This window comes from Streptomyces sp. NPDC006743 (genome assembly GCF_040703815.1).
Lineage (GTDB): Bacteria > Actinomycetota > Actinomycetes > Streptomycetales > Streptomycetaceae > Streptomyces.
Map to the genome: position 1 here is coordinate 45,995 of NZ_JBEYJA010000017.1, position 25,856 is coordinate 71,850.

Here is a 25,856-nt window from a genome sequence, read left to right on the forward strand (position 1 = left end):
CTACTGAATGCGTCTTTTCAGCAGGTCGATCCCAGCGTGCAGCCATTGGAACGTCTCGGAAAATTGCGATTGCAGAGTGGGATTACTTATCACTGCAGGTGCGCTCAGCATACCTCGCAGGCGATCTTCAACCCCTACCAGAAGCTGCACGACCTGTCGGTCGAGTCGGCCGCCAAGAAGATGCGCGTTCACCGCATCTCGGATAAGCGCGGCCTGCTGTAGCGTAAGGAGTGGTTCGGTCGTTTGAATCGGCTTCACGAGCTGATCGAGGAGCGGGTTCAACTGACGGTACATATTGTGGTTTACAATGCGGCGCACACCTTCGCCCGGTGCACCTTGGTATGGAGAGGCGGCCATTGTCTCGGATTTCGCGTAGACCGACCTGGCGATCTCACTGATCTGCGTAACGTCTCCTCGTATGTTTTCTGAGGTACTTTCACGTCGGCCGAAATGCCGGAGCTCCAGAAGAACCAGGCCGTGCCGGAGAGCTTCCTGCGATGTATCCAGGTATTCGATGTCGGCCATTCCGATGCTATCGGCCTGACTGACCTGCATGCCTGTGGGGGTTTGACCTCGCAAGGCAACGGAAAGATAGTCGCCGAGTCGCACCCCACCATGTCCGGTCTCGTTCAAAACTCCTCGCAGGTCGGCAATCTCACGTTTGATTGTTTGACCGTAAAGTGTAACTACATGCGTAAGGTGGTTCACGAATAGCTCGGAAATCCGATCATGCCTGAAATCAAGAAAGCTTTTTATTTCAGGTCGGAGTCCGAACCAGATGTCCGCAAAAGGAGTTCGGGAGGCTGCGGGTATCATATTTTTTACCAGCGCCCCCGGCCATAGACGGGAAACCACGGGCGCGGCGGCGACGTGCATGAAGACCAGTCTGGTATATCCCCACACTTCGTCAATCCCTGGCACTTGTCGCAAGGAATCGACCTCGTTCACTGGAACCACCTTGCGGGCCGCGTCGCTAGCGAAATGGGCGGCGACATCGCGCCCGAATGCAAGTGCGGCACGACTCAATCGAACATGGAAGGGGTTCGCCGGATGTGCATCAACGAAATTCAGAAACTCATTCAGCCCATCGAGCGGGACGCCCTGCGTGTACTGAGCGTAAGCAAGATTGTAGCGGGCGTCCATGGCGAAAGAGGGAGCGATCTGGACATCCTGGCCATGCGCAGTAATGTGCCATCCTTCATGCGCAGGGAAAAGGCTGGCAAGCGTCGCAGGTTGTTTTGTCTGATCGACCTGGGCGAGCCGGGAGCGGACCAGTTCCACGTTGTCCATCCCCTGGCTGAGTTCAGGGTGGCGCTCCCCTTGGAAGGTGCGGTGAGGGGCGGTAACGACCTCCGCTATCTGGTACACCTCCTGGACCGGCCGGGTTGCACCTGGCGGTGTTGTGTTGCTCGCCATATCTTGAGATCCGAACAATCGGCCGTCGGATCTCCGATAGAAAGCGTGTCTTTCTGACTGAATCTCAACACCGTTGCCCCGAACCAGAACTGTCCCCTTTGGGGGTGCCTCGCGTCCCTGGAAGACGAGCAGATGCCTGTCTTCCACTTCCCAGCCCAGCGCGCCCACCTCTCGACTCACTGGAGCATCGATGAGTGCCCGGGCGGCAGATACGGATTCGCTGGGACCTTCTCCTGGCCTTTCCGCCTCATGCACCACTTGTCCTGCACGGATAACAACTGTACGGGCGTGAAGGAAGTCGTACGACCGTGGTGAGTCCGTCACGATGGGACCTTGGCGGGATTGCAGCTCAATCCACCAGACCCGCCCATCAGGTGCTGCCACAGCAGCGAAAGCATGGCCCTTCGCCATCGAGGCGTCACGCCCCGCCATAGAGCTACCTGATCGGTACGTGACGACCAGAGCGACCGCAGGAACCTCGCCCTCCCGCGCCGCAGTGCGGACATTCTGAGTTATTTCCTCAACGGAAGGCGTGCTTCGCCAGCCTGGACCACGGAGCAGGCGTTGTTCCGCGCCGGTGCCTAGGAGGATCGAGTCGTCCACTGTACGCCCCGCACGCACGCCCCCCGTCGAGAACGGAGGTTCTGCTTGGATCGCTGATCCCGGAAACGCACGCTGCTTGAATTCCTCAACCAAAGCAACGCAGTCATCCTGGCCCACTGCTTCCACTACCTGATGGGCGAGGTCTCGCAGCATGGGCTCGTCAACAGGGTGGCTACTCATTCGACCGGCAAATGCCTCGGCAATTTCGGTCGCGTCATATGTCTGGTGAAAGGACCGCATGTGCCCGGCCCCGCCGGGCGCCGAGTTCGCGGGGCGGCCGGTGCCGGGGGCGTAGGCGGGCGGTTGGGGGAGGCGCCGGGGTGGGTCGGGCAGCGGACGGGGGGTGGGTGGCAGGCGGCGTTGGGGTTGGGACGGGGGCTGGGTCTCGGTTCGGGGGCGGAAGGTGCGCCAGCCGCCGGTTTCCGCCAGGGTCAGATCTGTGCTGGTTGAGCCTACGGGTGCGTGGACGGTGCGTTGGGTGGCGTCGGCGACCTCTTGCGCGATGATCGTGCCCCTGTGGTCGGGAGTCGCGCTGTAGCAGGTGATGAGGACGATGTCCCGGTGGCTGTTCATCTCGAGGCTGGGCCGTCGTTTGAGCATCTGGCCGAGTCCCTGGCCGGTCAGTTCGTGCCGGCGGCCTTGCGTGTCGTAGACCTCGGTGAATGCCGGGTGTCCGTGGTTGGAGAAGAAGTAGGGGGTAGCCCTCTGGCGGCCGTTCTGCCAGGGGAGTCTGAACGTGGTGCCGTCGTTCGTGGGCTCCATCCAGTGCCCGCCGTCTGCCTGGTAGGAACGGGCGAGCTGGTAGGTCGCCCGTGTGGCCAGTTGCTCGAGGCCCTCTGCCCGGGTGGTCAGGTCGTGGGGTGTGTAGATGGCCCGCCCGAGGTGGTTGCCGCTTTCGTCGACGATGGTGTAGCTGGTCAGGTCTGAGGCGTATACCTGCCCGGATCGTGTGGTGAGTTGATGGCGGGGTTCGCCGTCGGGGTTGTTGGCGAGGATGTCGGGGGTGCTGCCGAGCCAGCGGCTGGGCGGTGTGCTGGTGTCGGGCTGGTGCAGGACGATCCGGGTCATGAGGCCGCGTCCGTCGGGGCGGAGCCCTTGGGTGGCCTGGGGGACGAGGGCGAGTCCGCCGTCGGGTGCCCAGACGGTGCGTCCGGTGCGGGCGGCGATGGTGCGGGGCAGGTGCATTCCGTTGGCGGCGGCGTGGGGGATGAGCAGGACGATCGGTCCGGCGGGGTGCATGGCGAGGAGCATGTTCGCGGCGAGGTGGTCGGCGAACTCTTCGACGCTGTACGTGTACAGGCCGTGAGGAGTGACGGCCTCGACGCCGCCGTGGGGGCTGAGCTCGGCCGCGATGAAGAAGGGCGTCTCGGACGGGCGGTTCCAGGGCGCGTCGCTGTTGCGGACGGCGGGAGGTACTTCGAAGGGAACGGGACCGGTGAACGTGGTGAATCCGTCGGTGATGAGACGGGTCACGGGTGTCGGCATACGGCCGCGCCCGTCCGCGCGGTAGTCGAGCCCTGGCTGAGTTCCGACGTGACTGCCGATGGCTTGTGTGTAGGGCTGTGCCGCGGTCAGGTAGCCGCTGAAGCCGTCGGCTTGCCCCGGGAAGCTTCCGGTGCCGTTGTTGCCGGTACGGGGCATGGACCAGTTGCGGGCCGGTGCCGAACTCGCGGGGCGGCCGGATCCGGGTGCGAAGGCGGGCGGTGGGAGAAGACTCTGGGGGACTCCTGACTGCTGCTGGAGCTGAGATGTCGTCCGGGGGAGGAAGGTGCGCCAGCCACCGACCTCTGCCTCGCTCAGGTCGTTGCGGGTCATGCCTGCGGGGGCATGGACGACGCGTCTGGTGATGTCGGCGACCTCTTGCGCGATGACCGTTCCGTCGGGTGCGGGGGAGCCGAGGTGGCAACTGGCCAGGACGATCTCCCGGTGGCGGTCCATTTCGAGGCTGGGGCGCCTTCTCAGCAGGTTGCCGAGTCCTTGGCCGGTCAGCCGGTGAAGGCGGCCGTGCCGGTCGAGGACCTTGGCGTATTCCCTCTCCCCGTGGCTGGCGTAGAAGTAGGGAGGTGCCTGCTGCTTTCTGACCCTCCAGGGGAGGTGGTATTCGAGGCCGTCTACCGGATGCATCGATACAGCGCCGTTCTCCCATCGTCGCTCGGCGACGCCGTACGTCAGCTGCTGGGACATGGCGTCGGAATCCGGTTCCCGCCAGACCCATTCGACCGGTGTGAACAGGGCTCGCCCGAGGTGGTAGCCGTTTCGGTCGACCATGGTGTAACTGACGAGGTCGGAGGCCCTCACTGGGCCGTCCAGGGCGGCGACCTGGTGGCGGGGTTCGCCGTGGGGGTTGTCGGCGAGGATGTTGGGGGTGCTGCCGAGCCAGCGGCTCACGGGGGTGTTGGGATCGGCGCGGTGGAGGACGATCCAGGTATTCCGGCCGCGCCCGTCGGAGAGAGATCCTTGGGTGGTCTGGGGGACGAGGGCGAGTCCGCCGTCGGGTGCCCAGACGGTGCGTCCGGTGCGGGCCGAGATGACACGGGGCAGGTGCATTCCGCCGGCGGCGGCGTAGGGGACGAGGAGGACGATCGGTCCGGCGGGATGCTGCTGGAGGGCAGGGGTGACCGCGAGGTGGTCGGCGAACTGTTCGGCGGTGAAGGTCTGGAGGCCGTGGGCCGCGGTGACCTGGACGTCGCCGTGGGGGCCGAGGTCGGCCGCGATGAAGAACGGGGTACTGCCCGGGCGGGACCAGGGTGCGTGGGCTCCGCGGAGGGCAGGCGGCGCCTCGGCCGGGACGGGACCGGTGAAGGAGACGACTCCCTCGGTGATGAGCCCGCTGATGGGCAGCTGCGTGTTGCCGTACTGGCTGGTGCGGTAGTCCAGACCGAAGCGGATGCCGCCGTGGCCGGTGATCGGCTGGGTGTAGGGCTGCGGTGCGGTGTGGTGACCGCCGGAGTCAGCGGACTGGACGCTGAAGCCGTGGGCGCCACTGCCGCCGGGTATGCGGAGGTCGCCTTGGTGGGGTTCGGAGTTCGTGACGGGGTAGCGGCTTGGTGCCGTGCTTCCCGGTGTCTGGGGCAGGCGGCGTGCGGGTTGGGGCAGCGGTCGTGGTGGGTTGCCGCTGCGCGGAGGCCGGGGCGGGTTGGACGGCTGGGGCTGGGACTGGTGCTGGGGCTGGAAGGTGCGCCAGCCGGGGCCGATGGCTTCCGTTGCTCTGAAGTGCGGGGTGGTTTCGCCCAGAGGTGCGTGGACGGTGCGTCCGGTGATGTCGGCGACCTGCTGGGCGATGATCGTCCCGTCCGGTGCGGGGGAGGCGGTGTTGCACACGTTGAGCACGATTTCCCGTTGCCGGTCGAATTCGAGGCTCGGCCTCCTTTTCAGGAGATTGCCGATTCCTGGACCCGTCAGCAGGTGGCGGTTTCCGTCCGTGTCGTACATCGGCACACTTCTGGTGTTTCCGTGACTCATGAGGAAGTAGGGATACCTGATCTGGCCGTTCTGGTCCCGGGTCTTCCAGGGGAGGGGGGCCGGCCGGGTGTTGAGGAATTCCAGGCCCATTCTTCCGTCGGGTCCTGCGGTGAGCTGGCTGGGGGTGAAGTGTGTCTGCCTGGCCATCTCTTCGGTGAGGGGTTCCCGGACCGTCCAATCGGCAGGTCTGAAGTAGGCCCGTCCGAGGTGGCGGCCGTTCTCGTCGACCATGGTGTAGTTGTTCAGCCCGGCGGCCGCGACTGTTCCGGTGTGGGTGGCCACTTGCTGGTGGAGGCTCTCGGCGCCGTGGGGGTTGTTGGCGAGGATGTTGGGGGTGCTGGCGATCCAGCGGCTGGGGGGTGTGGTGGTGTCGGGTTGGTGGAGGGTGATCCAGGTGGTCAGGCCGCGTCCGTCGGGGCGGAGTCCTTGGGTGGCCTGGGGGAGGAGGGCGAGTCCGCCGTCGGGTGCCCAGACGGTGCGTCCGGTGCGGGCGGCGATGGTGCGGGGCAGGTGCATTCCGCCGGCGGCGGCGTGGGGGATGAGGAGGACGATCGGTCCGGTGGGGTGCTGCTGGAGGGCAGCGTTGACCGCGAGGTGGTCGGCGAACTGTTCGGTGGTGTAGGTGCGCAGGCCCTGGGGGGTGCTCAGGGTGATGCCGTGGGGGCCGAGGTCGGCGGCGATGAAGAACGCGCTCTGGGCTGGGTCGTTCCAGGGTGCGTCGGTGCCGCGGGTGGTGGGGGGTGCTTCGAAGGGGATCGGGCCGGTGAGGGTGGTGAATCCTGCGGTGATCAGTCCGGCCATGGGGGCCTGCATACGGCCGTGTCCGTCCGTGCGGTAGTCCAGGCCGAACCGGATGCCGCCGTGGCCCCTGATGGATTGGGCGTAGGGCTGCGCTGGGGTGTGGTGAGCGCCGGAAACAGCGGACTGCCCCGGGAAACCATCGGCGCGGTTGCTGCCGACACCAGGCATACGCCAGTGGGTTTGGTGGCGCCCGGAGTTCGTGAGGGGGAAGCGGTCGCCTGACGTGTGTTCGGGTGCTGGGTCCGCTGATTCCGGGGCGGACTGGGTGAGAAGCGCGAAGACACTCTCGGCCCGCGCTCTGTCGCTCCGATGGGTGTCGTCGGACGGGGCGTCGCTGCCCCTGTCGGCGGCGCCCGGCCCGGAGGCCTGCTCGGCGACCGCCACGGGCGGCGGCGTTCCGCCCTCCGGCTCGGCTGACGAGCGCTCGACGCGCTCCGGGGGAACTTCAGGGAATCCGATCGGCGCCGGTGTGCGAGGGGCATCGCTCATGGCAGACGCATCACCGTCCGCAGGGGAGGGGTCGGATGTCTGCTGGAGGCCGGTCATCAGGGCCTGCGCTGTGCGCTCCGCGAGGCTGAGCACCTCCTCGGCCGGTTCCGGCGTGCCAAGCACGTCTGCGGAGCTCTCGTGCGCCTCGGGATCGGCCGTCGTCCGAGGGAACTCGTCGTGCCCGGCATCCGGTGTCCGCTTCGGGGTTGTCGCCCCTTCGGCGGGCGGTACCGGCAAGCCATCACCGCCGGGAAGTCGCTGCCCCGGCAGCCGGTTAAGTACGAACTGGGCCGCCTCGTCCCGTCCCGGCCGGGAGAAGGGCAGGCCGCGGGCCAGGTCCTGGAGAGTGTCCAGGGCCTCTGCGCTGTCCTCGGAGCGCTCTTCGTCCGGTGTGCGGTCAAGGATGTCCAGTGCGTCCAGGAGCCTCGGATCGACGGAGGCGAGCGTGGAGCGACGGCTGTCGGTCTCCTCGCGCAGGAGGCTGGCGAAGTCCGCGCCGGTCCTCGTCGAGGTCTCGTAGAGCGCGCCCCACTCCTGGTCGTCCAGGCCCAGGAGGTCCGCCGCCGCGCGCTCCTGCGGTGTGATCAGGCCCGCCTCCTCGGCCTGCGCCGAGGTGAACCCGTCGGGGCCGGCCACACCGGGGGTCAGCGGGTCGAAGGCGTGCACCCGGCCGGAGGGCTCCACCCAGCGGGTCACCCGGCGGGTTCCGCCTTCGCCGTCGAGGAACGTGAGGTCGGCCCGCAGGTGCGTGCCGAGTTCTTGCGCGACGCCCCGGAGCAACTGGTGGTGATCCAGGGCCACCGCGCCCATGACGGCCGGCAGTTCCACCGGCCCGAGAGCCGCGCCGTCGCTGATCCGGTCGCGCGTCTCGTCGACCCGCTGGATGACGTCGGTGACGGCCTGCTCGAAGGACATGCCGACGGGCGGCGACAGTTCGGAGGGATTCGCGGCCAGGTAGTCCCGGTAGCGGCGGAGGAACGGCGGCTCCTCGAAGGCCGGGTCGATCGACCGTTCCTCCCGGACCAGCGGGTCGAGGGTCCGCACGGCCCAGCGGTAGGTCTCGGCCAGCGCGCGCCGGTGCAGCGTGTCCTCGTCGAAGGTGAGGACCAGATGCCGCGGCGCTCCGCCTTCCGTCCGCCGTACGGAGGCCGCGACCAGTTCGTGCAGGCGGCCGGGGGCGGCGTACGGCAGCCGGGCCGCCTCCATGATCAGCTCGGTGAGGTCGTGGCCGCTGACGTCCTCGGGGGCGAACGTCTCCGCGGCGCGCAGGTCGCGCCACGGGGCGAGGGAGGTGTCGGCGAGGTGCTCGGATGCGGCGAACCGGCTTTGCAGCTCGGTCACTTCGCTCTCGAACACCTCGGCGTACACGTCGCCGGTGAACGTCCGGCTGCGGTACTCGCCCTTCGCGGTGTCCGCGCGGAACAGGTGGCGGTTGAAGCGTTCGGCCTGCAGCTGCCCGCGGAAGCGCAGCCGGACGAGCTGCACGGGGCCCTGCTGCTTGATGTGTTCCTCGCGGCGGTAGTTCTCGGTGCCCGTCGCGGCCTCGGAGGCACCGGTGGTCCTGGACTGCTCGGTGTCCGTTCCGGGGGACACGGTGTTCACGTGGTTCTCGCCCACGTTCAGGGCCTGGGACCCCGAGTCGCTCAGTGCCTCCGTGAAACGCGGGTGGTCCTGGGAGGCGCTGTGGGAGGTGCCGCTCTGGTGCTTGCTGTAGCGGCCGGTACCGGTGTTCTCGACCCGGCCGAGCACCTGGAGGTCGAAGAGGTCGCCGGTGAGCCACACGCGGGCCCGCCTGCGGGAGTCGCCCGGCACGAACAGGTTCTCGTCGAGCAGGTCCCGCTTGCCCGCCACCGCGTCCCGCAGGTGGTTGCCCATCTGGGTACGGCTGAACAGCTGGCTGACGGGCAGCGCGGTCCGGGTGGTCAGGCCGTCGGCGTTCTTGCCGAACATCCGCACCAGCAGCTCACGCATCGCCGGCAGCGCGTCGTCGACCATGGCACTGCTGATGTACGCGTCGTTGGGGAGTTCGGGCAGGGGGCGCATGTCCGGCCGGGGCCGGGGGCCGAAGACGGGTCGGTGCTCCGCCAGTCCGCGCGGGATCTGGAGCTCCAGGACGCCCGGGACGGTCTCGCTGGTGCCCTCCGCACCCACGGCGTCGTCGCGGTGGAGCAGCGCCTGCGCGAAGTTGTTCAGCGGCCGGCGGCCCATGGCCAGGCGGCGCGCCCGCACGGTCATGGACTCGTCGATCTCCACGCGGTAGTGACCGGTCCAGTCGTACACGGTCTGTTCGGCGACCGCCGACTCGGCGCGGGTGACCCCGCGGTGCAGTCCCGCGCCGACGCCCAGCCGGGCGCCGTGGGAGCTGTGGCTCTCGCCGCCGCCCAGCCGCGCCAGGTTGGCCGACATGCCCCGGTCGTGCGAGACACCGCTCCAGGTCTCGACGTAGTTGTGGCTGTAGTTCTCCAGACCGGTGCCGGGAATGAAGTCGACCACGCGGGGTGCCGACGTCAGCAGGGACTTCATGTCGACCTCGACGACGCCGGCGAGGAGCCAGCCCCACATCCCTCTCTCCGGGCCGACGAAGTACAGCTTCCAGCCCTCGCGGTGCAGCAGGTCGTCCATGAACGACAGGTCGCGGCCCTGGGCGAGGAGGGACTGCAGGGTGTTCACACCGCCCTGCATCCGTCCGATCCGCCGGCCGTCCCCGACCCACACCTCGGCATCGGAGAAGAGGCCGGGGGCGACCTGTTCCACGTGTGCGCGCACGATGTCGTAGGTGGTCCGGCCGTCGGCGTGGACCAGGTCGCGCACGCCGCTGTGCCCGAGCGCGCGGCCGCTGGGGTCCTCGCGGGTCAGGTACTCGGGGAAGACCAGGTCCTTGTACGGGGCGAGGCCTTCGGTCAGGTCGAAGAGGTACTTCCGGCCGAACTTCTCCCGGACGGCGGCGTCGCGGATGATGAGCGCCCCGTCGCGGTGCAGGCCCGCGAGGAGCTCGGCCAGTTCCTCCCGGGAGGCTCCCAGTCTGCTCGACAGCTCGGTCGGCAGTTCCGGGGTGTCCTCGGCCCACCGGGTGAGCACCGCCGCCAGGGTGTCGCCGCGCAGCCGCAGCTCCTCCCGCTCCCAGCGGTCGAGCGCGTCGGCGAGCTGCCGGTCGGGCAGGGGCAGCTTCCCCTGGCCGTACAGGTCGAGAGCTTCCGGTTCGGACAGCAGGAAGAGCATGGTCCTGCCGTCGACCGACTCCTGCGCCGACGCGTGCGCGGACGGAAGCAGCTTGCCGTGTTCCTCCCAGCGCGTGCGCACGGTGAAGTCCGCGGTCGTGAGGAAGGCGTAGGCGTGGTTGAAGTCGAGCTGGATGTACTCCTTCGCGCCGGTCCGTCCGCCCTGCTCGCGCACGTTGTGCTGGCGCGAGTGACTGATGTCGATGCCGCCCTGGAGCGATCCGGGATCGTGGGCGGCCGGGTCCAGCGGACCGCCGGCGGTGACGGAGACCGCCGGGACGGCCAGGCCCCGGGAGGCGGTGTCGGCCGACCGGACCTGGCCCATCGCCAGTTGGATGATGCCCAGCACGAACGGGTGGTCCGTGGCTCCCGCGAACCGCGAGACACCCATCTGACCGGAGATGTCGACCCCGGCGAAGGTGTCCCGCAGCAGGCCGCTGTCGAAGAACTGGTCGCTGGTGTACTGGCCGTTGAGGATCTCCTTGGCGAAGGCGCGCACCAGGATGGTGCTGGTGAACGACCTCAGCTCCTGGTCGGCGTTGCCGTGCGGTCCCGTCAGGTCGCCGAGGATGCCGGTGGCCGCCTCGTGCAGGCCGCTGGCGTCCAGGAAGAAGACGACACCGTGCTTGAGCACGTCCGGCGAGGTGTCGTCCGAGCGGTGCAGGCCGGGGTCGCTGTCGTCGCCGAGCGGCAGCAGCTGGGCGAGCGCGCGCTGACGGGGCAGGACGATCGGCTCGGGGTCGCGGGCACCCGGGCGCACCGTGCCCCGCACACCGCTGTGCTCGTACTCCACGGTCACGGTGTAGTCGCTGTACAGCTCGTGCTCGTGCAGGAGCCCCCGGTACTCCAGCAGTTCGGGCCGGTTGTGCAGGTAGCTGACCTCCTGCGAGGCGCCGACCTGGCGGAACAGGTCGATGCCGAGGGCACCGCCCTTGAGCTGGTCGTGCGCGGTCCTGACCCGGAAGGACAGGGAGACCCGCCTGCTGCCGCCGGCGCCCTGCCCGGCGGTGCCCATGCCCATGCCCAGGTTGACGGCGGCGTAGTTGTCCGTCGACCCCTTGTACGCGTCGGCGTCGCCGGAGGACCGGGTGGCCTTGATGGTGACCCGCGCCGCGTCCGAGGTGAAGTGGCGGGTCTTCCTGAACAGGGTGAAGCTGAGGCCGCTCTGGTGGATCTGGTCGTAGTGCGAGTCCAGGCCACGGTCGGAGACCAGCTTCTCGAACAGCTTGACGTTGTCCAGCAGGCTCTCCAGCTCGGTGTGGTCCGAGTACCAGTGGGACTGGGAGAGCGCGGCGGCGGGGTCGGCCGGCAGGAATCCGTGCTGCACGAGTTCCTCGCGCAGCCGGCCCCGGATCGACTCGACGGTGGCGGTGTCGACGGAGACCAGCCCCATGCCGATGCCCTTGCCCTGCTTGATGTAGGAGGGCAGCGGGCGTTCGAGCGGGTCGCCCTCGCGGCGGCCGGTGCGGCGCAGGGCCTCGTCGGCGTAGGGGACGGTACGCACGAGCGGTCCGCCGTCCGGTTCCGGGGGTTCCTCGACCCTGGCGGCGTGCTCGGGCTTGAGGGCGTCGGCCACCACGGGGAACCCGTGCCGGAACGCCTCGTGCTCCGGCATGCGCACCAGGCCCCGGCCGCGCACGGGACCGGACTCCGCCGAGTCCATGCCCCGGGGCGTCACCCGTACGGTGTGCTGGAAGCCCACCTCGTACGCCGCCGTGTAGCCGATGAAGCGGGGGACGAGCACCCACAGGCCGTTGCGGCCGGAGCTGAGGGTGTCGGAGGTCGACCCGCTGAAGCCGACCTCGGCGCTGATGCTGAGCGCCGTCGCGTCGTCCGTGACACCGAGGTTGGCCCCGGCGATCAGCGGGGTCACACCCGAGGTCTGCGACAGGGTGTGGCTGCCGCCCCCGCCGTCGATGGCGGTGCGGACGTTCTCCACGGGGGCCTTGTCCGTCGTCGCGCCCACCGGCTCCGCACCGGGCAGGCGCTGCGAGCGCAGCTCGACGAGCACGGTACGGCCGTCGGGCTTGATCTCGAAGCTGTAGCCGCCGGCCTTGTTGACGGCCTCGTCCAGGTGGGCGTCGAGGTTCCACAGTTTCTGGATCAGCTCGTTGCGTGCCGTCGAGCCGAGCGGCAGGTCGATGCCCTGCCGGCCCAGCTCGCCGGTGACGGTGTCCAGCAGCGCCGGCAGCCCGGTCAGGCCCGAGGCGTAGTGGAACTGGGGCAGCCGGTCCCGCAGGACCTCCTCGCCCCTGGCGGTGACATGGGAGCCGGCGTCCTGGAGGTAGTGCTCCGGGACGTACAGCATCAGGCGTTCGTCACCGGTGGTCCGGATCTCGGCGGGCGGCGTGTCCGCCCACCGCCGCGCCGGGTCGGTGCGGAGCTTCACCGACCACTCGGCCTCGTAGGCGAGCAGCTGGGACTCGGCGTCGCTCACCTCGACGTGGCCGCCCTCGGCGTCCGCGATGTGCGTGGTCGAACGCGACGACGCGTTCGCGGTACCGGTGAGCCTGAAACCGCCGTAGAGGCCGCTCAGCGCCATCGGGACCAGACCCAGGTTGTACGTCGCCGTCATGCCGAGACGCGTGGCGCTGGTGTTGCCCGAGTGGGTCTGCGCGTGCGCGCCGGTGAAGTACGTCCCCTTGATGCTCTGGTTGGCGCGGAAACGGCTGGAGGAGTCCGTGCGGGAGCCGAACAGGCGCTCCTGGAGCCTCCCTTCCGCACCATTCTGAGCCGGTGTGCCGTCCGCCGCTTCGGCGGTGCCCTCGCCGTCCTCCTCCGGGACGGTCTCCAGCCGCGGCGGGCGCGCCAGTCGTGCCGGCCGTTCGGGGCGGCCCACCGGTTCCGGCCGTGCCGGTGCTTCCGGCCGTTGCGGCCGTGCCTCGCCGGGCGCGTCGGTGCCGGTGCTCTGCGTCAGCGGGCGGTCGTAGGACCCGGCGGGGTCGAGGACCGCGCGCGGGGCGGTCGGGTTGAGGGTGATCAGCGCCTCGGCCGGGCCGAGCGGCACCACGAGACCGCTGCGCCAGCCGGTGCCCGGGGCCGGTGTCTCGTCCGGGGCGGGCAGCAGGTAGCGGTAGTTGCTCAGCAGCCGGTGCGGCAGGAGCGTCCACACCGACTCCTCGACCGTGAGTCCCTGCTCCTCCACGAGGTCGCGCAACTGCCGCACGACCTGCGCCACATGGGGCAGTTGCGACCGGGGAACACCGGTGGAGCGCACCGCGGGCGGCGCGTCGACCGCGTCACCGAGCACCAGGTGCCGCGGTCCGGGACCGCTCTCGCCCGGTGTGGTTCCGTCCTCGCTCTGCCACGGCGCGATCCGTATCTCGTGGCCGACACCGAGGTCGAGGGGAAGGTCATCGCCCCGCGTCTCCTGCGGGGTGTACACGCGCAGGCCGGTGCCCTCGCGGATGCCCTCCGGGTCGGGCCGCTCCGACAGGATGCCCCGCACCGGGTCCGCCGTCACGCCGAAGCGGCTGCCGATCACCGGCCGTCCCAGGTGGTGGGTCAGACGGGCGGCCAGGACGTCGCCGTCCGGGCCCATCAGCACCGGCGTCTTGCCCTGGGCCTCGACGGCGAGGAACGTCGCGAGCCGGTCGACGGGCACGCCGGAACCGTCGGCGGTGCCCGGGCGCGCGGCGGGGGTGAACACCAGGACGTGGTCCGGGTCCGAGAACCCGGCCACCTCCCGCGCCGCGGCCCGGTCGGCGCCGGGCAGCCAGACGGCCTCGGCCCGTGTGTCGAACTCGTCCCGGACGAAGGACGACTCGTCCATCAGCCGCTTGATCGCAGGCCAGTTCCCCGGCGCGGCCGTGACGGAGTCCGGCCGTGCCGGGGACGGCGGCAGGAGGGCCGCCGCCGTGTCCACGAGGGAGACGAGCGCCTCGCGCTGTGGAAACGCCTGCGTACGCACCACGGTGAGCAGTTCCGCCAGCGGATGGCGCGGCATGGTCTCCGGAGTGGAGGTGCCCTCCACGGCCGTGCCGCCGGGCTCGTGCCGCGTCTCGCCGGCGGGGCCGGCCGCCAGGGCCTCCCGCAGCCGGGGCAGCAGAGCGGGCAGGCGCCGGTCGAGGGTCGCCAGGTGCTCGTGGCGGCTCGCGGTCTCCAGCCGGACCGCCTCGTCGAAGGTGCGGCCCGCCTGCCAGGAGGTCCGGTAGATCATGGCCAGCTCCCGCTCGTCGAGGCCCAGTTCGTCCACCAGGGCCCGTCGTTCGGGGGACAGCAGGCCCGCGTCCTGCGCCTGCTGGGCGGAGAGACCCGCCACTCCGGGCGCGCGGTCGTCGAGCGGGTCGAAGGCGTGGACGCGTCCGTCGGGGTCCGCCCAGCGGGTGTGCCACGCGCCGTCGGGGAGGCGGACGTCCAGGCGCAGGTGGGTGCCCAGGTCACCGGCGAGCCGGTGCAGGAGGTGTTCGACCGAGGCGAGGTCGTGCGGGGCCCGCAGGACCGGTGGCCGCAGCGGCGGCAGGCTGCCGTCGGGGTCGATCCGCGAGCGGACCGCCCCGAGGTCGCCGACCACCGTGGCGAGCAGGTCCTCCGGGGCGCCCGCGAGCGAGCCGGGCGCGGTCCGCAGGTCCTCGTAGGCGGCGAGCTGTTCGAGGACCTGCGCGTCGGGCCGGGTGCCGGTGTGCTCCAGGTCCGCGCGCAGGATGCGCTCCGCCCAGCCCGCGATGTGCCGCAGCGCGTTCTGCCCCAGCCGCCGGGTGTCCAGGGTCAGGACGGCGCCGTTCGCGCCCTCCCGGGCCGGGAGCCCGTCGGACCGCTCGCGCAGTGCCTGGGCCAGCAGGCGGTGGGGCGGCGCGGTGGCGGCGTTCGGGCCGTCCGCGACCTCGACGAGGAGGTCGGCGAGGTCCGCGCGGGGGGCGCCGTCCAGTCCGGGCCGGCCGGTCGTCTCCCCGGCGGGCTCCGCGACCTCGTCGACGGGGGCCAGGCGGGTGACGGGAGGGGCGGGCCGGCTGGTCTTGAAGAGGACCGGCGAGACGGGTACGCCGAAGCGCTCCGTCATGACGCCGGCGACGGAGGCGAGCCAGTCGCGGGCCTGCTCCGGACGCAGACCGGGCCGTACCTTCTCGCTCATGTGGCGGCCCGACTTGTCGGTCACCTCCCACCGGTCGGTCTCCGCGTTGAACGACAGCTCCCCGGCGACGCGGGCCGGGCGGACCACGGCCCGGCCGTCCTCGGTGAAACCCGCCGCGACCGTGGGATGGCCCTGGAGGGTCAGTGCCTCCTTGAGCAGGTCCTCGGTGAGGGCCGAGTCCTTCGCCGTCATACCGTCGGCGAGCTGCCGCCACTCCTCCTCGGAGAGGATGCTCAGCGGCTTCTCGCTCCCGATGCGTATCTCACCCTCCTCGTCGACGGCGAAGTGCCACACAGCGCCCTTGCGCGTGAGGAAAGCCGGGTCGAAGTCGTCCAGCGGGTGCCACAGCGGGTTCAGCCGTACGGCCCCCTGGTCCTCGTCGTGGAGGTCCCTCTCGTGGCCCTTCACCTTCTTCGGTCCGGCCAGCGGTCCGAACCGCTGGTCCAGTTCGGGGGTGCCGCTGCCCGACACGCGCACGTGCTTGCCCAGGCGGGGCTCGTCGGGGCCGACGGCGACGAGCGGGACGCCCAGGGCCGCGCTCATCCTGTCGGCGGCGTTGCGCACCCACCCGGCGATCTCGTCCGTGCCGTACCCCGGGCGCACCTCACGCCCCATGTAGCGGCTCGAGGCGTCGATCTCCCAGAGTCCGGTCAGCGGGTTGTGCAGCAGCTCACCGCTCACCCGGCCGCGGCCGACCTGCGTCACACCGGTGCCGGGATCGAAGCCGGCCGCGAGGGTGGGGACGCCGAGGTCCCCGAGGGAGTTCCTGAACCGGCTCAGGGTGAGCCCGGGATCCTTCTCCCGCATGCCCTCCCAGAGCCTGTTCAGCTCGGCCCCGCCGAGGACCGACTCCAGGTCCTCGGACCCGATGAACACCTCACCGTCGGCGTTCACCGTGTAGAGCCACCGGCCCTCGGTACGTTCCAGCAGGGACGGCGGGAAGTCCTCCAGCCGGTACCAGAGCGGGTTCAGCCGGACGGGGCGCGCCTCGCCCCCGTCGTCCGCGGTGGCCGCCGGGTCGTACTCGTGCTCCTTCACTTTCCTGGGCAGGACGGCCGGACCGAACTCCTCGTGGAGGGCGGCCCGTTGCGTCTCACTGTCGGGTGCGGGCCGGTGTCCGCCGGAGTAGGCGGCGGCGATCGACGACGCCAGGGCCTCGATGTCCCCCACCCGGCGTTCGCCGGGGGGCAGGTCCTTGAAGACGCCGAGGAGCGTGTCGAGGTCCAGCTCCCGCGTCCCGTCCCCGTCCCGCCGAAGCTGCCGGGCGACCAGCGAGGACAGCGTCGTACGGAACGCGGAGTCGCCGCGCAGCGCCGCCACGCGGCGCACGTCGGAGGCCGAGACCGAGTCCCGGAAACCCTCCCGCCGGGCGACGAGGCGTCCCGCTTCGGCCTCGACGATCTCCTCCACGGAGCGCGGCACGCCGCCGTCCCGGCCCGCCGTGCCCGCGTCCTCGTGCTGCTCCGCCAGCACCGCTTCCACCAGGGAGCGCACGTCCGCACCCCATTCGGCGCGGTCCTGCCGCGCCGCGGCCGGGTCCAGGCGCAGGGGCTGGGGACGCAGTTCGGTGTACGCCCGGTAGGCCGCACCCACCAGGTCCCGCGGCAGGTCGTCGAGCCCGTACGCCCTGACCGCCGCACCGGGCCGGTCGTCGGTGCCGTGCGTCTCGCGGCCCGCGCCGGGGAGGCCGGTGGTCACCGGCACCCGGTCCGGGACACGGTCTTCCGTCCGCGCGGGATCCCGCAGAGCCGTGGCCACTGCCCTGGCGGCGGGTTCGCGGCCCGCCTCCCAGGCCGTGACCAAGGTGCCAAGGTGCCATGCCGCATCGGATCCGGGCCGTGCCAGGTCTTCGGCGGACGCCGTCCCCGCCGGGTGCAGTTCCTCGTGCAGGGACCGCACCGGGGCGGGGACGGTGGACGCGCTCCCGCCAGGTCCGGCCATGACGTCCGCGCCGAGATCACGCAGCGTCCGGGCGGCGGACACGAGGGCGGCCGCCGGTTCGCGCAGGGACTCGGGGGACCGGGCCGAAGAGCCCGAGGCGCCCAGGGCGTCGAGCGCCGTGAAGTACTCGGCGGTGGCGGAGGCGAGCCGCTGCGCCCGGTCCACGACGGCCGTCTCGACGGGCGTGGGAGAGCTGACGGCGGGCGCCCACGACGGGGACGGCCCCGGCTGCTCCAGGGTGTTCTGCCGGACCTGGCGCACGAGGTGTTCGGAGCGCAGCAGGTGGGGGTTGTTGGCGATGTGCTCCAGCCTGGGCGGACCGGCGATCAGGTCACCCGCGCCGTTCCACCGGTAGTCGTTGCCGCTCGCTCCGCCCCGGTCCGTGCTCTTCGCGTACACGACGGTGTCCACCAGCCCGTCGGGGGCCAGCGCGTAGAAGAACGCGACGCCGCCGCTGCCGCCGTTCAGGTGTGCGTGCAGGGGCTTGTTGATCGTCCGGGCTCCGCGTTCCCGGATGCCCGTGAAGTCGGCCAGCCTTCTGACCACACCGAGTTCGAGATCGGTGAAACCGATCTTCTGCACCGTGTCCGTGAAGTGCACCCGCCCGCTCATGCTCCAGGTGGCGTGCTCGTGCGGGCGGAACGAGGCGAAGCGCCGCGCCCGTTCACCGCGTGCCTCGTCCCACGCCGCCAGCCGGCCGCGGACCACCTCGCGCCAGGCGTGCCTGGCCGCGCCCTCGACCTCCCTGATCACCTCGTCATAGACCCCGGGGTCGAGGACCATGTCGAGCTGCGAGACGAAGCTGCGGAAGTGCTGCTGGAAGCCGGCCGGTCCCAGCATCCGCTGGAGTGCCGGGATCTCGTGGTCGAGGAGGTGTCCGTCGGCCGCCGGAAGGTGGTGTTCGAAGTAGGCGCGTGCGCTGTGCGCGGTGGAATCACCTTCCGCGACCGTCCGCCAGTCCAGCGCGCCGGACCGCAGCAGCGGAAGCAGCGAGGGATCGTGCGCCAGGCGTCCGGCGATCGCCCTGCCCTGGGGCCCGGACAGGGCCTCGGTGAGTTCTTCGGAGTGCTCGAACCGGTCGGGCCGGGCCTGCGGAGGCATGGGCCGGGGGGCTTCGGCAGCGGTGTTCCGCTCCACCGGGGCGGGCTGGGGCTCCTGGGCCTGCGACGGCGTCGGGCCGGCGGTGTCCGGTTCCGCCGCGGCCGGGGCCGGCCGGCCGCTCGTGGGCCGGTCCAGCGCGGCGATCAGCCGCCCGGGATCGGCGTCGCCCAGTATCTCGTCGAACTCGGCGACGGAGCGCATCAGGTTCCGCACGTCGGAGGCGAAGCCCGGGTCGGTGTGGGCGCGCGCCTGCCAGGCCGGTTCCCGCAGGAAGCGGCCCGCGAACAGGCCGGCGCGCTCGTCCTGCTCCGCCAGCAGGTGTGCCAGGGCCGACCGCCGCAGCAGCGGTGCCAGCGAGCCGGCCTCCTCCTCGCTCATCCGCTCCAGGCCGGAGACACGCTCCGTGAGCAGCGGCCGGCGCAGCAGCTCGCGGCGGACCTGCCGGGTCAGCAGTCCGCCCAGGGCGGGGTGCCGCTGCACCAGCGCCCAGAGGGCGGGTTCCTCCTGCGCGACTTCGACCAGGGCGCGGTTGGCGCGGAACGCCCGGGCCAGCTCCGGCGTGGTGCGGACGGCGTTCAGCACGCCCTCGTCCCGCTCCAGCAGCCGCACCAGCCGCGGCTGGTCGATCAGCGCGCCGCGCAGGTCGTCCCCGCGGGCCAGTTCCTCGGCCAGGGCCGGGTACCGGCGGATGAGCGGGAGGACACGGGAGGCGAGCAGTGCCTCCCGCGACTCTTCCGGGGTGCGGGCGAGCACGTCCACCAGGGCGGGGGCGGCCTGGGCCGTCGGCAGTACGTCCGGGTCCAGGACGCGGCCGATGAGTTCGGGGTGTGACGTCAGCCGGCTCGTCAGGGCCCGGTTGCCGACGAGGTGGGTGAACTCCGTCTCGTCGGCCGCCACGTCCACCCGCGTCGCCAGGGCCGTGACGAGTTCCGGCAGGTCGCTCAGGGAGCCCACCAGGTAGCTCATCTCGGTCACGGCCGCCAGGCGTCCCGGCGTGGCCATGACGGCCCGTACGACCGGTTCGCCGGCCTCCTCCAGTGCCGCGATGGTCTCCGGGGCCTCGGAGAGCGCAAGAATCTCACCGGGCCACTTCAGCATGGCCTTCGTCGCGGCGGGGCTGTGCTTGACGAATTCACGCAGGGGGCCGTTCTCGTTCCGGCTCAGTTCCCCTCTTTCCACCGAGGCGAAGTCCGGGTTCTTGGTGAGGAAGTCGACCCGGCCCCGGTCGTAGGTGCTCCATACGGACGAATCCCTGGTGAATTCAGCGAAAACGACGTCCTGCTGGGCCAGGAGCTGCGGGAGACCTGTGAACTTCAGCAGGTGCGGCAGGAGGGCCGGGTTCTCCTGGATCCGGCTCAGAAGTGACGGGCGGACGGAGATGAGTTCCCGCATTTCCGAGTTGAAAAGCAGGGCCTCGGCGACGCCGGGGTTGGCGATGGCCGCGTCTCGCATGTTCTCGTCCGCCAGCACGGCGGAGTAGTTGTTCCGTACCTCTGTGATATCAGGGCTGTTGCTTGGTGGCAGTTGTGGTACGAGGTCTTCTGCGGGCGTCCGCGCGGAAAGGCCCGCGGTGAGCAGCCGAACGTGTTCGCTGCGTTCCAGGGTGAGCGGGAATCCCTCGGCGGTCAGGTGTGCGGGACCGCTCGCCTCTATCGCGGACAGCAGGCCGCCGCGTCGTGAAGGGTCTGCGAGGGCGGCCTGCGCGAGTGACTCCGCGTCGGTGGTGCCATGGTCCCATGCCGTGGTGAACCCAGGGCGCGCGATGGCCTCGCGCAGCGCCTCGGGGAAGGTCAGGAGCGCCTCGGTCAGAGCGCTGTCCCGGCGCTCCGCCATCAGGACGTACATTCGCTCGCTGGTCAGAAGTCTGTTCCAGTGCTCCGCCGGCAGTTTGCCGAAGGAAGGCGCCAGATCTTTCAGCATGTCGGGTGCTGAAGCTATGTTTCTGAAGTAACCGGCGAATCCGTCCACAATGTTGGGCCAGATGTTCGGGTGGCGGTACAGCAGCCTGATCAGCCCTGATTCCCCGGCGGTCAGGAGTCTGGAGAAGTCGGCAGGCATGGGGATGGCGATGGTGGGGGTGAAGCGGGCAGCCGCGGCCCACCAGGGTTTCTCGTCGATCAGTTCCACACGATGAAGGAAGTTCGAACTGAGAGAGATCCAGTAGTTGACAGCGGGGCTGTTGTAGGTGGCGGTGCGCGTCCTGTGCGTCTCCAGGGCGATCATGTGGTGCTGGAACGCGTAGAGGTGGGTGCCGCGATACGCGTGGGCCGCCATTTCGTTGCGGGCGGCGTTCTTGAGGGCGAACGCGGCCTGGAAGCCGTCCGCGGGCAGTCTGAGGTCGCCCAGCGGGCGGTTGAGGATGCGGCGCAGGTGATGAGGCCACAGCGGTGTGGGATCGGTCGGGTCGGGCTGGAGCTGCTGCACCGCTGTCATCAGCGGTCGCAGAGCGGTGGAGCGCAGCTGACCGGCGTTCTCCCTGAGCACCTTCGTCAGTGCGGTCTTCGCCGGTTCCAGATCAGGGGCGACGGTGGCGGCGAGTCGGGCCGGCAGGTCTTCGTCGGCGACGTCGTCGTAGCGGTGCGGATCGTGTGACAGCGCGACGGCCACCTGCGGGTTGCGCGCCGCCTCCGTGATCCGGCTGGGGTCGGAAAGCAGCCGCAGTGCGAGTTCCGGGAGATCTTCGAGTACATCGGTCAGACGCGAGTCAGGGTCGAGGTTCTTCAGCTGGGTGAGAGCTGAAGGGTCCCTCATGACGGTCCTGAGAATCCTGATGCCCGACAGCGCCAGAATGAGTTGACGCGGGTGGTGCGCGAGTTTCTCGTCGACGTACTGGCCGTCGATTCCGGCGAGGACCGTGCGGAAGAGTTCGGGGGTCGCCCTCTCGGGGAAGCGTGCCACCACCGAGTGCAGTGCTGCCGGAACAGCCGTCACCTGGTGTAGCTGCCAGATGCGTTCGACAGGGTCGTCCAGGCTCAGCAGCACATCGGTGAATTCCCTGGAGTCGTTGACCAGATGAGCCATCACGCTGATGTGGTTGGCGACCTCGACGAGAGCGGAAAGGACGTCGAGGTTTCCGTTTGTACGTGCCAGCAGCCGAGGAGGGTGAGTGATGGTGGGGAAAGCGAACTGGCGGATCGTGGCGTCGGACTCGAGCCGTGAGGTCACGTCATCGCGCATGAGGACGCGTATGAGGTCGTGATAGCCGTTCTCCTGGGCGCTGTGCCAGCGTTCCGGCGCCTGCTCCAAGGAATCCAGCACGTTGGGAGCGTTCTCGAGTACGTGAACGAGCGCGGGCTCGTTGCTCAGGATCGGCCACAGGAACCGCCCGCGACGAGCGAGCGAGTACATGATGGACGGGGATTCGAGGAAAACCTCGGCCCGGAATCCGGTGCCTTGGTTTCTCGCGGCGTGATTGATGACGTGGGCGATCGTCGACAACAGGTGGGTGAATTCGACGCTGTCGGGCTTCGGTTGCTTCCGGACGATGTCGAGAGCCGCTCTCTCCATCTCGTTCCGAAAAGCGACCGGAACGTTCGTGAATATCCTGAATGCCTCCTGGATCTCGGCCAGAGTCGTGCTGGGGATCTCGCTCTCGGCCGGCCGTGCGGGCTGGCCCGGTGCGGCGGCGGACTGGGGCGCGGCTGCCGGAGCCGATGAGTTCGCGTTCTTGGCCTTGCCCTTCTTCTTTTTCTTGGTTGCGCTCTGGTGCTCCTGCTTCTCGGGCTGATCAGGTGCCTGCTGGTCGGAATCTCCCGAGGGCCGCCCATGAGTGTCGAGAACCTGTTGGAGCCGGTCCCGTGCCCCGGGGGAGAGATCATCTCTCCTCAGTTCCCGTTCGAGTACCTCCCGGTGCGGGCTCTGGTCGATGCGTGAGGCCATGACGGTGACGGCGTTCTGCCTCGCGGCGGAGTGGTGGTGCGCGGCGGTCCACGCCTCCGTGATCAGGGGAAGCGCCTGGTGCAGGCGGGCTCGGACCTCGGGCGGGATGGCGGTGGCGGAGGACCGGGAGCGGTCGAGGAGGGAGCGGACGCGTTCGTGCAACTGCTGCAGCCGGCGCGGCACCGACGAGGGCAGCCCTCCGCCCTGGACGGCATACCGGGCTGTGAGCCCTGCGAGTTCGTTCCACTCGACGTTCGAGATCAACGGCTGGATGGGACGGTTCGGATACGGGTGGAGCTTGTCGATAGCCCTGGCCACGGTGACCAGGGACCTCGCGAGGGGATGGCGAAGGATGTGCTCGGCCTGTTGCACCGTGAGCGGAGCGTACTGCTTCTGTTCGACCTGCCTGTATGAACTGCGGGACAGATCGGATATCCGGTTGACGACGTGGGTCATCTGCTCGTTGTCGAGCAGATGGTCTGGATGGTTCAGGTGCCGAAGTTCCAGGAGAACCAGGGGGAAGCGAATGTTTCCGTTGTTGGTGTCCAGCCCACGATCGTGCATCCCCACCGAGCCGAACTGGGTGACTGGCCCTCCCCGGGTGGGTGCTCCCAGTATGCCGGTTCGGAAGTAGTCTTCATGCGTCGAACCCCAGTCCAAATACTGGCTGAGGATGTCCTGGGCCGCTTCGTCCTGAGAATTGCCTGAATAAACCCGCCGATACTCATCTATCGTGGCTTGAAGGTGCTCCTCGAATCCAGTACGCAGGAGGTCGAAATTCTGCCACAGGAAGACCTGAGCAGTCAGGTCGAGTGAGTTCAGGACTTCGTTCACTGGTGTGCGCAGTGCTGCGGGGAGAAGGTTCTTGATCAGGTCGTTCTTGAAGAAACGAGATTGCAGCGGCCCTGCGGAGACGTGACTGGAGAGAAGCCACAGGTGGCCACGGAGACCGTCCATTCCGGGCAACCCCGAAAGGAAAGGCAGTTCCTCGCTCGCTGCGCGGCGGCTCAGCCCGAGATATTGGGAATAGTGTCCGGCGACCTGGTCGGCGAAGTCCTTGGCGGCGCGGAAGGCGTAAGCGTTCTGGGAAAGGAGGTTGTATTCCTCCGCGGCCAACTCCAGGGTCGAGATCATGCCTTCCACGGGGAGGCCGACGGTGAGTTGGGTGTATGCGGGATGCTGTGCCCCGTCGGTCGACGGCAGTACGGAGACGGAAGCAGCGTCCGGGTGCAGGTTCCAGTGCGGGTGGTTCAGCAGCTCCCGCAGGGGTATCGGCCTGTTCTCCGCGTCGGCGCGTCCGAGCAGCGAGCGGACCCAGCTGTTCATTCTCAAGCCGTCATCGATGGTCATCCGCCCGTGATCACCCGGAAGCGCGGCCATGGGGGGCAGTACGATCTCGAGAATGGGGAGCGTCACCGATTCAGGCCGGACACCTGGCGTGGCGCGCAAGGCCTTCTCTTCAGAAGAGTAGAGTCGGCCGTCCCTGGCCCTGAAGAAGTAGCTGTAGTCCACCGCGATGACCACACCGGGTCCCTGGGGGGACGTCGGGGGGCCGACGTACTCCGCCAGTTTGGTGTCACCCGCAAGATGGACGCCGGATGCGACCAGGAGGGGGTGCTGGTCTTCGACCTCCGTTCCGACAGCCCCGTACTGGTGGTTGGACGCGGGGTCGGTCAGGGCCTGTGTGAGGGAGGTCGCGGCGGACTCGCGGCGGGGCGGCAGCACCTGGCCCGACGGGTCGACGAAGAGCGCGCGTGCCTCCACCGGGACCCGCGGCGGCAGGTCGTCCGAGAGGAGCCGCTGAGGCGTCGTCAGGTCGACCCAGACGACCCGCGGTGCGTCCTCCGGGTCCTCGGGCGTCAGGGCGTAGGCGGCCCAGGCATGCCCCACGCCGGCCAGGTGCCGGTTCAGGACGAACGCGGTGGTGCCCGGTGCGCGGCCGACTCTGGCCGCCACCGACTCCCAGGAGTCCACCGCCTGCCACCCCGGACCGAGAGCCAGGGGGCTCTCCTGCGGGCGGACGCCCAGCACGGAGTCGTCGACGGTCCCCGACGGCCTGACCCCGCGAGGGAAGAGGCCTGCCCGCAGCTCGTGCAGCAGGGCCAGGCATTCCTGCACCGACATGTCGTAGGGGGACTGGGTCGACCGCCCCGGTCCGGGGGCACCCGCCCGCGCGGCCGAGGTCCGCTGCTCGTCCACGGTCCGGATCGCGGCGCGCGCCGCCCTCTCCAGGCTTTCGGTGTCCAGCACCCGGTGGCGGACGGGGGCGACGGCGTCGTGCCCCGGTCCCTGTGCCACCGATTCCTCTTCGAGGGCAGCGTGTTCCGTCGGGGAGACGGAGCCGTCCGAGGAGAACCACTGCACGGAGTTCTTTCGGGTGTAGTGGTTCTTGTAGACGGGCTTCTGATGGGGAAAGACGACGATGACTTTCTCTCTCCCCTTGTTGATCGGACTGTCGATCTTGTCGCGGATCGCTATTTCCTTGGGATCATCCGTCTCCCACTGGCGGTGCGCTCCGTGCTGGACCTCGGGAATCGTGTTCATGGTCTCGCTCAGAACACGTTCGTACGTTCTGGGTGTGAGCGACAGGCCGGCCGGCTTGTAGATGTCGAGCAGATCGATGTCGCTCGCGATGGGGTGGCGAACCCTCTTGCTGTCGTACCCGTGGACGATGCCGTTGAGGACGGGGAAGTCCTCAGCGATCTCCGCCATGTGATCGTGGAACTGCGCGAACTCCTGCTTGCGCTTGTCGTGATGCTTTCTGATCGCATCCTGGAGTTCGGGTGAGTGCGGCGAAAGGTCCGGGAGTATCGGGTCGTAGAATCCGGTCAGGCCGAGGTGTTCTGTCTTGAAGCGCGCCCGTACGATTTCACCGGTGGCTTCATCGACTTCCTCGTGCTCCAGGTAGAGGTCGAGGGCAGAGATCGACTTCGACTTGATCTGGAGCGGTTTGGGCAGTGCGCCTTCCTGGAGGCGGAGGACGGCGAACTCGTTGACCTCCCGGATGGCGTAGGCGATCCCCAGATCACTGCTCAGCCGGCGGAACCGGGCCATGTTCTCGGCGGAGATGCCGCCCATGCCTTCGGAGTCGTCGTCCGACGGCGGTTTCCATCCGCCCCAGTGGGTGCCGAATCCGCTGCCGGTGTCCACGGTGAGACCCATGGCGTTCCGGCGGGCCCCGCTCTGCGCCGGCCGCGGTGTGAGAGGTGAGCCGGGACCGGCCGGCCGCGGCGTGAGAGCCGATTCCGGACCGGACGTCTGGGGCACCGGTTCCAGCGGTGACACCGCATCCCAGTCGAACGGTGCGGGGGTGCGGCGGACCCGCCCCGGAGTGGCCGTGGCGGGAGCGTCCTGCGGGTCGGTGCCGAACACGGAACCGAACTCGACGAGCCCGGCCTCGTCGGCCGAGGACGCGTCCTGACCGCCCCGGCTCCGCGACGCGAGCGCCGTGCGCAGCGTCTCGATGTGTTCGGGGCTGAGGTGGCTCGTGACGTCCGGGCTGTTCAGGACGTTCGAGATCCCCGATTCCATGGCCTCGTCGGCGGCTGCCATGAAGACCTGCACGTCGGCGGGGCGCTGGACGACGGAGTCGTTGCGCCACCAGCCGCCGGAGGAGTCGCCCGTGTCATGCGCCTCGTCGAGCCCGGCCAGGGCCGTCAGCAGTTCCTGGAAGGGGCCGTGGTCCGGGGTGAGCGTGCCGCGCACCAGGTCGGTGAGGTGGAAGGCGGGCGCGCCCGGGAGCACGTGTTCCGCGTCGATGAGTTCCACGGTGACGACGACGGGCACCCTGCCCGCCATCGCACCGACGCCGTTGAGGTAGGCGGAGAAGGCGCGGCTGATGTCCGTCTCGATGTCGTCGAGGCGGGTCCAGTGCG

Annotated in this window: 1 protein-coding gene (cut by a window edge); it reads right to left on the minus strand. The window is 69.5% G+C overall.

Going from position 1 to position 25,856, the window contains the following annotated elements:
- Window positions 1-25,856, minus strand: the 3' portion of a protein-coding gene (locus ABZ719_RS16790; protein ID WP_366725926.1) for a hypothetical protein. It continues 5,815 nt past the right edge of the window; only the last 25,856 of its 31,671 coding nucleotides appear in the window; the start codon falls outside the window, past its right edge; it ends in the stop codon at window positions 1-3.